The 10,306-nt window shown below is 58.3% G+C and carries 12 protein-coding genes; 2 read left to right on the forward strand and 10 right to left on the reverse strand.

What is annotated here, in order from left to right:
• Positions 1-26: 26 nt before the first annotated feature.
• Together M4I36_RS07260 and M4I36_RS07265 are read left to right on the forward strand one after the other, a co-directional pair.
• Positions 27-1,223 (forward strand): MGDG synthase family glycosyltransferase, encoded by a 1,197-nt coding sequence (locus tag M4I36_RS07260; protein WP_258111065.1) that lies wholly within the window; start codon positions 27-29, stop codon positions 1,221-1,223.
• Positions 1,220-2,548 carry an MFS transporter gene (locus tag M4I36_RS07265; RefSeq protein ID WP_258111066.1) on the forward strand — a complete coding sequence of 443 codons (1,329 nt, stop codon included), beginning with the start codon at positions 1,220-1,222 and terminating at the stop codon, positions 2,546-2,548. The genes M4I36_RS07260 and M4I36_RS07265 overlap by 4 nt, the downstream gene beginning before the upstream one ends.
• On the opposite strand, the gene M4I36_RS07270 is transcribed toward M4I36_RS07265, so the two are convergent.
• The 10 genes from M4I36_RS07270 to M4I36_RS07315 all read right to left on the reverse strand — a co-directional run.
• On the reverse strand, positions 2,518-3,777 hold the full coding sequence (locus tag M4I36_RS07270) for a serine hydroxymethyltransferase (protein ID WP_258111067.1): 1,260 nt from the start codon (positions 3,775-3,777) through the stop codon (positions 2,518-2,520). The two genes, M4I36_RS07265 and M4I36_RS07270, sit on opposite strands and share 31 nt — an antisense overlap.
• An 18-nt stretch (positions 3,778-3,795) precedes the next feature.
• Positions 3,796-4,383: a TIGR01440 family protein gene (locus M4I36_RS07275; RefSeq protein WP_258111077.1), complete on the reverse strand. Its 588-nt coding sequence runs from the start codon at positions 4,381-4,383 to the stop codon at positions 3,796-3,798.
• A complete protein-coding gene (locus M4I36_RS07280) occupies positions 4,373-4,963 on the reverse strand; it encodes a low molecular weight protein arginine phosphatase (protein WP_258111068.1) in 591 nt (196 codons plus the stop codon). Before M4I36_RS07280 ends, M4I36_RS07275 begins: the two co-directional genes overlap by 11 nt.
• 80 nt (positions 4,964-5,043) lie before the next feature.
• The gene (locus tag M4I36_RS07285; RefSeq protein ID WP_258111069.1) at positions 5,044-5,604 is read right to left on the reverse strand and encodes a manganese efflux pump MntP; all 561 of its coding nucleotides are present in this window, start codon (positions 5,602-5,604) and stop codon (positions 5,044-5,046) included.
• 100 nt (positions 5,605-5,704) lie between these two features.
• Positions 5,705-6,805: an L-threonylcarbamoyladenylate synthase gene (locus M4I36_RS07290; protein WP_258111070.1), complete on the reverse strand. Its 1,101-nt coding sequence runs from the start codon at positions 6,803-6,805 to the stop codon at positions 5,705-5,707.
• 36 nt (positions 6,806-6,841) lie between these two features.
• Positions 6,842-7,543, reverse strand: a complete 702-nt coding sequence (gene spoIIR, locus M4I36_RS07295) for a stage II sporulation protein R (protein ID WP_258111071.1) — start codon at positions 7,541-7,543, stop codon at positions 6,842-6,844.
• Between the two features lie 57 nt (positions 7,544-7,600).
• Positions 7,601-8,626, reverse strand: coding sequence for a peptide chain release factor N(5)-glutamine methyltransferase (prmC, locus tag M4I36_RS07300; RefSeq protein ID WP_258111078.1), 1,026 nt, complete (start codon positions 8,624-8,626; stop codon positions 7,601-7,603).
• A complete protein-coding gene (gene prfA, locus M4I36_RS07305; RefSeq protein ID WP_258111072.1) occupies positions 8,626-9,699 on the reverse strand; it encodes a peptide chain release factor 1 in 1,074 nt (357 codons plus the stop codon). The genes prmC and prfA overlap by 1 nt, the downstream gene beginning before the upstream one ends.
• Before the next feature lie 207 nt (positions 9,700-9,906).
• Positions 9,907-10,122 carry a 50S ribosomal protein L31 gene (gene rpmE / locus M4I36_RS07310; protein ID WP_258111073.1) on the reverse strand — a complete coding sequence of 72 codons (216 nt, stop codon included), beginning with the start codon at positions 10,120-10,122 and terminating at the stop codon, positions 9,907-9,909.
• Positions 10,055-10,306: hypothetical protein (locus M4I36_RS07315; protein WP_258111079.1), on the reverse strand; the 252-nt coding region annotated here is incomplete at its 5' end. The genes M4I36_RS07315 and rpmE, both read right to left, overlap by 68 nt.

Below are 10,306 nucleotides of genomic sequence, written 5' to 3' on the forward strand. Positions count from 1 at the left end.
AGACTTAAGATCGAGAGGTGCGATGTATGACGCGTCTATCGCGGCTCCTCATTTTGTCGGCCTCTTACGGCGACGGCCATCAACAGGCGGCGCGCGCTGTGGAAGCAGCCGTGAACGCTTCAAGTCCGGAGACAGATGTACAGATTCTCGACTATTTGCGTGTGGTACACCCAACCATCGATTGGATGGCAAAACACTTTTATATTCAGAGCGTCAAGTACGCTCCTCTGCTGTACGACTGGTTCTATCGGGGAACGAGCCAAATTCCGCCGACCTCGCTCATTCAGCGGCAATTAAACTCGCTTGGCATGGAAGATTTGGCGGAAACACTCGCAACATATCGGCCAGATGCAGTGCTGGCCACTTTCCCAACGCCTGCTGGCGTCTTGTCCGCATTGAAGCAGCAGGGGCGAACAACGGTTCCACTCACCACTTTGGTGACCGACCATGCTGTACATAGTCAGTGGATTCATGCGGGTACCGACTTGTACTTCGTACCCTCTCACTATGTACGCGAAGGCTTGATTGCGCGAGGCACGCCCCCGGGAGCGATTGAGGTCACAGGAATTCCAGTGCGACCCTCCTTCCAGGTGATGCCGAATCGGCCGCAACTGCTTGCCAAGTATGGCCTCGATGAGCGCGTTCCGACCCTGTTGGTGATGGGCGGGGCCTACGGCGTACTTGGCGATATTGGTATTCTCTGCGAGGAAATCGCTCGCTGTAGCGAACGCCTGCAACTGCTCGTGGTAACCGGGCGCAATGACCGATTGCTACAGCAGGTTTCCATGATTGAAACCGAACCGCATATTCATATGCAAGTGTTCGGTTTTGTTCGCGAAATTCACGAACTGATGGCAGTGTCTGACCTTATGCTGACAAAAGCTGGCGGACTGACGGTGTCCGAGGCCGTCGCTCTGCAATTACCGATGCTGCTCTACCGTCCAATTCCCGGGCAGGAGATTCAAAACAGCGCCTATTTGGTGAAATCGGGCGTAGCTCGCTGGGCCAAGTCTCGGGACGAAGTCGTGGAACAAGTGCGGCAGTTGCTCTTCAATTCTCCCGAGACGCTCGAAATCATGCGCAAAAAGGCACTCAGCATTCGACGATTGGACGCAGCCGCCGTCATTGCCGACCGTCTGCAGGCACTGGCGCGGGGAAACACGGTCTACCCCTCGTCGCACTACGCGACCGTCACCGCGAAATCGTCTGGGGTGGCCCATTGAACGCCACCTCCAAACCTGCCAGCCGATTCTTCAAGCCGACCACAAAGCGGGAAGTTCGGGGAGGTTTCCGCGGAGACCTGTTTCAGCCCTACCTGCTTGGCATTTTTAGTGCCTTGGCGCTGTCTGAGTTCGTGCGCGGCGCCTTGACGTTCTCGGTGTTGCCCACCTATGGGACGGGCGTTCTCGGCATTCCGGTACAGTGGACAGCATTGGCCATCTCTTTGCAATACCTCGTCGACACCATTTTTCGCGCCCCGTTTGGTTGGATGATTGACCGAATTGGGCCCCGTTATCCGCTGCTGATGGGTTTCGCGGCGGCCATGGCGGGAGTCTTACTGGCGCTTCGGTCCGGAACCGCTACTCACCTCATTTTGGCCGCGATGCTCTTTGGCTTCGGGGTATCGCCCATGTGGCCCGCAGCGATGGCTGGCATCGCCCGCTCCATCGCGCCTGAGCGGCGAGCATCCTTTGTGGGTTATCTTTACATCTTCTGGCTCTGTGGCACCGGGCTCGGCCCAGTCACAGCAAACTTTCTCATCGCCCGCTCCTACACCGCCGCATTTCTCGCTCTTGCAGCCGCTGATGCTCTAGGCGCCGCCGTGGTTCTCATCTTTGTCCATCGGGCCCGCGACCGCAGCCGAGAGTTTGCTAAAGACGTGCCTGACGGACAAGCTCTCCTCCAAAGCGCGCACGGCGGTCATGCTCGCGAGGCGTCGCCGCGAGCGCGGTTGAAGGCCATTTGGCGCAATGTTCGCGATGCCAGCTACCTCTTCCCCGGTATGTTTGCTCAGACATTCGCCATTACGTCGCTGGTCCCCATTCTCTCGCTTTACGCCAAACTGGTGCTGCACTTATCTCCCACGCTGTACAGCAGTATCCTCGTCGGAGGTGGCCTCGTGACAACCGTCACCTTACTCCCGGCGGGAAAATTGGTCGACCACTTCGGCCCACGGCGCTTTCTTATCGGCGGTTTTGCTCTTGCCGCTGCCGCGCTCATCTTGTTTTCGTTCTACCACACCATCGCTTCGACGTTCCTGGTGGTGGCAATGATTGGCTTGGGCTATGGCATGGTGCTGCCGTCTTGGAATAAAACCGTGGACAGTAATATCGATCCCGATAAAAAAGCCACCCTCTGGGGCATTTTTATGACGGTGGAAGGCATTGGTTCCGCTGTGGGTCCATACATCGGCGGAACCGTTTGGGATGCCATCTCACCGCAAGCCCCGTTCTGGGTAGCAGGTAGTGTCATTCTCGGTATTTGTTTGCTCTATGCTCTCTTGCCGTCACACACAGGTCATGCGCGGTCGTACGACAAGCTGGTGTAAAACGGAAATTTTGCGGTCAACTCGCGCACGCGCTGACGCGCCTCTGCCTTCGCCGACTCCGTATGCTCAGGACGCAGCGTCAGGTCAAAAATTGCCGCAACTTCGCGCATGGCCTCTTCGTCAAAGCCCCGCGTGGTCACTGCCGGAGTGCCAACGCGAACGCCGCTGGTGACCATGGGGCTGGCGGGATCGAACGGAATAGCATTTTTATTGACGGTGATGCCAATCTCATCGAGTCGGCGTTCCGCCTCTTTGCCCGTCAACTCGCGCGAACGGACATCGATGAGAATGAGGTGGTTGTCGGTGCCACCAGAAACCAATTGCAAACCATGCGCCGAAAGAGTCTCCGCAAAAGACTTCGCATTTTTCACAATTTGTTCAGAGTACTGTTGGAATTCTGGCTTCAGCGCCTCCCCAAAGGCAACTGCCTTGGCGGCGATGACGTGCATCAAGGGACCACCCTGAACTCCTGGGAATATAGACTTGTCGACACCTTTGGCGAATTCCTCGGTGGTCAAAATCATGCCGCCGCGCGGGCCACGGAGGGTCTTGTGAGTCGTCGTGGTGACAAAGTGGGCGTGAGGCACAGGCGATGGGTGCACGCCGCTGGCCACCAACCCAGCAATGTGCGCCATGTCCACCATCAGATAGGCGCCGACTTCGTCGGCAATCGAGCGCATGGCTGCAAAGTCGATGATGCGCGGATAGGCACTCGCCCCCGCAACCAACATGCGCGGTCGGTGTTCCAGGGCTTTTTGCCGGACTTCGTCGTAGTCGATGACGTGTGTCGTGGGATGAACTCCATACGACACAAACTCATACAACTGCCCGGAGAAGTTGACCGGACTCCCGTGCGTCAAATGTCCGCCGTGGGCTAGGCTCATGCCGAGTACCTTGTCTCCCGGCTTGAGTACGGAAAAGTACACAGCCATGTTGGCCTGAGCGCCTGAGTGTGGCTGAACGTTGACATGCTCCGCACCAAACAGTTGCTTGGCTCGGTCGCGCGCCAAATTTTCAACCACATCGACATGCTCACAGCCGCCGTAATAGCGCCGTCCCGGATATCCTTCTGCATATTTGTTGGTCAACACGCTACCCATCGCCGCCATAACCGCTTCGCTGACGAAATTTTCCGACGCGATGAGCTCAATATTGTCCTGCTGACGCCGTAATTCTGCTTCCATCGCGACCGCTACGTCTGCATCCCACGCTGACAAATTCACCGGCATACCCCTCTCCCATGCAACTCAGACATTCCATCTGCGCTTTGCTTCCGCCTCATCGTACACTGCACGGGTCCCACCAATCAATGGGGGTCTCGTTTTGGCCATGACCACATGCGCTTCCCCGACCGCGTCCGTGTGTCCGCGGACCGGTACGGCCACACGGCGAAGGTGCATGCCAATCAGCGTGTCCCCGATGTCCATGCCCGCATCTGCAAGTACCGTTTCGACGAGACATGGGTCTTCCAACCGTTCATACGCTGCAGCCGCTACAGCACCTCCCGCTCCGGGTACGGGGATGGCCCTCACCTCTTGCCAACCGCGCTCGCGAGCAAGATGTCGTTCCACGACCAAGGCTCGGTTTAAATGCTCACAGCACTGGAAGACCACATGACAACCAAACTCTTGCCCCGCTGTTTCGAGCACGGTCTGCACCACGAGGCGCCCGAGCGCCAGAGACGTGGCCGTGCCAATATGCTGACCGATGATTTCGCTCGTCGACGCTCCGAGTACGAATACATCGCCCGGCCGCAGCGGAGCTTCGGTTCGGAGATGACGCAACAAGTCCCGCACTGTGCTCGCCACGTCTTGAAAGTGTTGTTCATCCGCCATCATTTTGCCCCTCCGTCTCGAGTCCATCGTCCTCCCCATGTTCGCCCGGCCGCGGCGGCTCGTTGCCAGCGTCCGAAACGGACTGCTCAGGGACATCTGCCACCTCTGCCGACAGTCGGCTGAGCATCTGCTCAATGCTCCCCTCCAGCGCTTTTGCACAGAGTTCGTAGCGGTCGTCCGAGAACCCGAACGGATCCGCCAAATCATACTGCCGAATCTCACGCAGCGGCTCGTCTGGCGCAGCCCCTGCCGCGAAAGCGCCGAGCACGTGCACCTTATGCGCCATATGGGGAAAGCGGCGCACCACTTCGGAGCGGTGAGCCGCGGTCATCGTCAGAACAATGTCAGCAGACGCCAGCATCTCTTCATCCACGGGGCGCGAACTATGAGCGTTTAAGACCACGTGGCGACGGACGAGCGCGTTGACCGCCGGAGCAGACATCGGCATGCCAGGTGCCGCATGCAATCCGGCGGACGCAACCTGCCAGGAAAGCCCGCGTTCCGCCAACTGGTGCCTCGCAATGTGTTCCGCCATCGGACTGCGGCAAGTATTTCCAGTGCACACGAAAAGAATCCGCACGACAGGTCACCTCCTTTCCTGAGGTTGCGGAAACCGCTGAAATGTTGCCTCTATGCACATTGTATCCTCATCGAACCACTCTACTCAAACAAAAAACGCAAACCGAGCGCAATCAGGATGGCGGCTCCTATCCACTCGCCCACTTTTCCCGACACACTGGTAAACCGCTTGCCGATGATGAGCCCCAGACCCGTCAAGAGCGCACCCGCCAATCCAAAACTGACCGCGGACACCACGCCGTAGGCGGCGCTTCGCAGGCCTAGTGTAAAGCCGATGGACATGGCATCGACGGACACGCCCGCGGCAAACGTCAACATGGCCAGCGTACTCCGGACCGTGCGATTGCCGGACGACGGTTCCGCTCGCCAAGAGACGAGCAACATGTGCAGTCCGAGGCCAATCAGCACCACTGCTCCAAAACCGTTGGCAAAGCGGCCGATCCGGTCTTCAATCCACACCCCAATAACCAGTCCGATGAGTGTCAGCAACACGTGGAAGACGCCTATCCAGAAGCACAGCTGCAACGCTTCCTTGCGCCGTATGCCGGCAAGCCCGATGCCAATGGATAACGAAAACGCATCCATCCCCAGCGCCAGAGCCATCATGACAATCTCGAACAGGTCGTGTAGATGGTTGCCCACTCCACATCCCCCTCAGGCCGTAAAAGCGCCGCGCCGCGAGCTGGCACGCAGAAGGACGACCTGTTAAGGAACTTATGCGGGAATGCGGACAAAGATGATGTCAGCGCTCTGGGATGTCAAAAATGCGGCCTTCGGACGCTTTCATCAGCCGATTCGTGAGCGCGAGACTCCACTCCTGTCCAGCCGGTACTCCGACGACATAAATCGCGTCCACGCGATGGCGGTCGGCCTCGCGGAGCGACGCATAGAGGGCCTGAGCCAAAGCCGGTGCGTACGTATCCCAGTCATTTCCATCCAATGCGTTCGTCCAGACCGGGGCGATGGTCGACTCAGCCCGCAGAACGAGGGCACGCGGACCAATCAGCGCCACGCGGTGATGATGGACGGACTGCATCGTGGCCGCCATGGCTTGAACCATCTTGTCAGCAGGGCCAGACCATACGAAGACCGGAGCATCCGGCGCATAGTGCCGGTACTTCATGCCGGGCGCGAGCGGCGCTGACGCATCTCTGGCATCGCCGTGCGTAGGGCCAGTGGAAAGGAGCGGATCGACCCGGATGTCAAGGCCTAACGTTCGCTCGAGGGCCGCGACGGAAATGGCGCCCGGACGGTAGACGGTGGCGCCCGTTGCGTCCAGTCGCAGAACTGTCGACTCAATGCCGACGGCGCATGGGCCGCCATCGACGAGGGCGTCGAGGGCTGGCGCCAAGTCCAGGGCGACATCGGCAGCATGAGTGGGACTCGGTCGACCCGAAAGATTGGCACTCGGCGCGGCCACAGGTACGCCCGCTTGGCGAATGAGTTCGAGCGCAACCGGATGATTCGGCATGCGCACGCCGACAAGCGGCTGCCGCTGATAGACGTTCACTGCGATGCGCGCGCTCGGCGCCAAAAGCAGCGTGAGCGGGCCTGGCCAGAACTGCGCCATGGCCTCCCGGACCTCGGCCGTCAGCGCCTCTCTCTGCACCACTTGCTCCAACATCTCCAGACTCGACACGTGAACAATCAGCGGATTGTCGGACGGCCTGCCTTTCGCCGCAAAGATACGCTCCACAGCCGCCGCATCGAAAGCACTCCCGCCGAGGCCATAGACGGTTTCCGTCGGAAACGCAACAAGGCGCCCGGACCGCAGCCATGCCGCCGGACGCTCGAGATGATGTTGCCAGCCCTCTACTGCCCAGTTGACCGTGTACTCTTCCACCCTCCCGTGCCCCCTTGGTCAGGGTCGATCCCGCCGTCAGGCGTGGGTAGGGAACTTTGGCGGATCGACCTTATTTTTAATGGTGTGCCACAACTCTTCCCCATAATCGAGGGCTGCGATGCGCACCTGCACTTTTTCCATCTTGCCGTTTGGACCCATCATCCGCAAGACTTCAAGCGGAGGTATGTCTGGAAAACTTCCGGTGTTGGGAACGGCGTCACCTTCTGCGATGTCGACGAAGCAGAGAGGCGGAAACAACACGCACCACCAATTCGCTCCTTGTCCTTTGCCGAGAATGATGCGAAGGGCCTCGTAGCGACCGGCCGGATATATTTGATTGCCGTAAATTTTAGTAGGAAAGTGTACTTTAGCGACAGCGGTTTGAACGCCGTAGTGGAAGCCGTGCTCGCGCACGACGTGCAAAGCGATGCTTTGCAACTCTGCCACATGCGATTCGACAATGTCGCGCGCTTCGGTGGATGAGGTGACTCCGTGCATCCACTGTCCAACCTGTAACACGATGGCGTTGCGGACTTCGCGCTTAAGCTGTTGGTCGGCGGGACTGTCACTATTGGCGATGATGCGCAGACGCAACGCTTCCTTGGGGATGGGCGCGTTGTGGGGAACCGCCGGATTAAACGGTGCTGCGTGCAACTGCCCGGTCGAACTCATCCACAATCTCGCTCCTGTGCAAACACACGCCACCACCGCCACGAGTATCAACATCCGTCTCCACATCACACCGCGCCTCCTATCGTCTCTAGCAAAAGCATCGCCAGAAAACGATAGATTTATTCAAAGGCGCGGGCGCACAATAGAAACAACGCGGTCCACTTGGCGCAGGTCCTGGGACACGGAGACATGGTAGTCGCGAAACTGTTGGTTCTCGGCGAATAAGGCGGCCACTGCGGCAGCTTGTCCGGCGCCAACCTCCAGAAACACTGCGGCAGGCCCTTGCTGCGGCAGCCAAGCAGGACTCAGTCGCGCGATTTCGCGATAAAAGTGCAGGCCATCAGCATGACCATCAAGCGCTAGTCGCGGTTCAAAGTCGCGCACTGAAGGTTCCAATTGGTCCAACTCCGCGGTGGGAATGTAAGGCGGATTGGACAACAGCACGTCGAAGCGGCGTTCTTGTTCCAGAGCCGTATGGACGGGTGCCGGGGCGGACGCATCACGGGAAGGGGTGACTGGGCTTTCGAGGTGTGCCAGGCCATCGACGAGGCGAAACGTCACATTGGCGCAAAGTCGCTTCGCGTTGCTGGCGGCGACTTCGAGCGCGCCGGGCGACACATCCCATCCCTCGACCTTTGCCCGCGGACAGAAGAGCGCCACGCTGATGGCCATGCAGCCGCTGCCACAACCGAGATCGACCAGAGAGGCCGTGGGATGATGCACGGAGACGAAGTCCACGGCGGCCTGAACGAGCCACTCCGTGTCTGGCCGCGGAATCAGGCAGCGCGGGTCTACGGAAAACAGATGCCCGAAAAATTCGGCCTGGCCTGTGATGTAAGCGACCGGCTCGAAACGCATGCGACGTGCAGCCAAATCATCGATGTGCTGGACCTCATCCGCAGAAACAGTCTGCTGGAAACGAAGTGGCAGTTGGCTTCGGTCGCCTCCCACGGCAAAAGCGACGAGTTCCATGGCTTCTCGCCGCGCCTGTTGCTCGCGCTCTGGGCGAGGCCAGTCGGCATAGAGGGAACTCCCCAGAAAGTGGGCCGTTACGCGCTGCACCACCTGGGCAATGGTCGATCCGTTGCAGAGCACACGGTCATCGTGCCCGCCCCTTGCCTCCTGCGAATCTCCGCTACCTGACGCCATCACGCCTCCATCGCTTCCGACAAACGCTCCGTCTGGTCGGCCACGATGAGATGTTGGACAATCTCGTCTAAATCTCCGGCCAAAACGGCATCGAGCCGATGGAGGGTAAGCCCAATGCGGTGGTCCGTGACTCGGCTCTGCGGGAAATTGTAGGTGCGGATGCGCTCGCTGCGATCTCCCGTGCCGACCTGACTTTTGCGAGCTGCTGCCTGTTCTTCCTGTTGCTCCGCCTGATACTTTTCAAAGAGGCGGGCCCGAAGCACTCGCATCGCCTTGTCGCGGTTTTTCAACTGCGACTTCTCGTCCTGGCAGGACACCACGAGACCTGTGGGCAGATGGGTGATGCGGACAGCAGACTGGGTGGTGTTGACGCTTTGCCCGCCTGGCCCAGTCGAGCAAAACGTGTCAATGCGCAGATCCTTCTCATGCACCTCGACCTGTACATCCTCCACTTCGGGCAGCACGGCCACGGTTGCCGTAGACGTATGAATGCGCCCTCCCGACTCGGTCGTCGGCACGCGCTGAACGCGATGTGCGCCACTCTCGTATTTCAATTTGCTGTAAGCACCTTTGCCGAGAATCGACAGCGTGGCATCTCGAAAACCACCGATGTCTGTGTAACTGGCATCGATGAGTTCTGTCTTCCATCCATTCGCCTCAGCGTAGCGCGTGTACATGCGTAGAAGGTCTCCGGCAAACAGGGCCGCCTCTTCCCCGCCCGCCGCTGCACGGACTTCAAGGAACACGTTCTTGTCATCGTTCGGATCCTTTGGCAACAACAACACCTGGAGCCGATTGCCGTACTCCTCCAACCGGCGAGAGACTTCGTCCACTTCCTGTTTCACCATCTCACGCATCTCATCATCGAGCTTCTCGCTCAACATCGCCTTTGTCTCCTCGAGTTGGCGCTCTGCCTCTCGGTAAAGACGGTAAGTTGTGACGGTCTCTTCTAAATCCGACTGTTCTTTGGCGTACGTTCGCAGTTTCGTTGGATTCCCAGAAATGTCCGGGTTACAGAGCCACTCACTGAGCTGCTCATACCGCTTTTCCATAGACTCTAGTTTGTCAAACACGGCAATTCCTCCTTCCGTTCAAAATCGTCCGCAAAACGCGCCATGCATCGACACCAGCACGCATCCACCGACATGAGTCCCGTCAACATGAACCTACATGAATAACCTCGAAAAGAGCCATTACAGGCGCGCAGCACAATCGTGCCTGGGGTGACCATAAAAATGGCACCCCTGCAACCAGAAATGGCTCTTCTCGAGGAAAGCGAACTACTGAGCTGTCTGAGTTTGAATTCCGTACTTTTTGTTGAAACGGTCGACGCGTCCGCCCACATCTATCAGCTTTTGCTTTCCTGTATAGAACGGGTGGCATTTCGAACAAATTTCAACGCGAAGATTGCCCTTCACCGAACCGGTCTCAAACGTCTCTCCGCACGCACAGGTAACCGTCACCTTTTGATAATTCGGATGTCCCTCTGATTTCATGCCGTTCACCTCTCTCAAAAACCACTTTGTAGACACTGCGCTCTATACTAGCACACTGATTACAATTTGTCACGCCCATGCGCGCGTGAAAAAATATTGCAATTTCTCCTCTCTCAGGAAAAGTACGTTTTTCTCTCATTTCCTCATTCAATCGCACCATTTCGCATTTGACCATTTCGCGTCC

The organism is Alicyclobacillus sp. SP_1, assembly GCF_024706985.1.
In the GTDB taxonomy this organism is placed as follows: domain Bacteria; phylum Bacillota; class Bacilli; order Alicyclobacillales; family Alicyclobacillaceae; genus Alicyclobacillus_I.